This window comes from Pseudoalteromonas sp. SWN29, assembly GCF_015864465.1.
In the GTDB taxonomy this organism is placed as follows: Bacteria; Pseudomonadota; Gammaproteobacteria; order Enterobacterales; family Alteromonadaceae; genus Pseudoalteromonas.
The window spans coordinates 1-639 of record NZ_JADYXE010000152.1 but is presented as its reverse complement, the minus strand read 5'-3'; the positions used below and the strand labels follow the sequence as shown (position 1 = coordinate 639).

The window sequence follows — 639 nt, the reverse complement described above, 5'->3', positions numbered from 1 at the left end:
ATACAATCAGTGAAGGCCCGAGCGATAAGGCATGTGCAGACGCGGATGATCTGCTCGAAGAGTTCACAGGTAAACAATTCCAATTAGCTAAGATTAAAGACGAAGACCTGGCTGAGTATCTGGAACGCCTGACGGCAATCAAGAACAAGTATTTCGAAGAAGAATAATTATCCTGCGGCCTTCGGGCCGCTTTAACTGAGGGTCAGAAATATGGCTATTTTAGCTAAGAAAAGTGGTCTTATGATTTCAGGGCGAGTTATAGAAGAAACAGATAACTTTGTATGCTTCCACGCGACAGATAACAAACGTCCTACGTATGTACAAAAGTCTGATAAAACGCAAAAAGTTTTCGACGGTGATTTTTCTATGGACGACGTTTTCGTGTGGATTAATTCTGTGAGGGTAAAGAAATGATCTACCAACTCTACCGCGCCGTCGACCGGCGGGATAACACAGAGGCGCTATGGCTGCTACGTGCGCCGTCAGGTGCGCACCTGATGGTAGAGATGGCGTACTTAGGCAAAGTACCGCGTCCTAAAGACATAGGCCGTCACGTGTCGCAAATTAAGCGCACGACATTCGCCAAACCTGACTTTTATGTCTTCGAGTCGATGTATGGATGGGCCATGCACTGCGACC

General features: G+C 46.8%; 1 protein-coding gene. It reads left to right on the top strand.

Translation table 11 applies throughout. The annotated features are described in order from the left end of the window. Positions 1–410: 410 nt before the first annotated feature. The coding region (locus tag I6F53_RS20710; protein ID WP_231616662.1) for a hypothetical protein at positions 411–639 on the top strand (229 nt) is incomplete at its 3' end.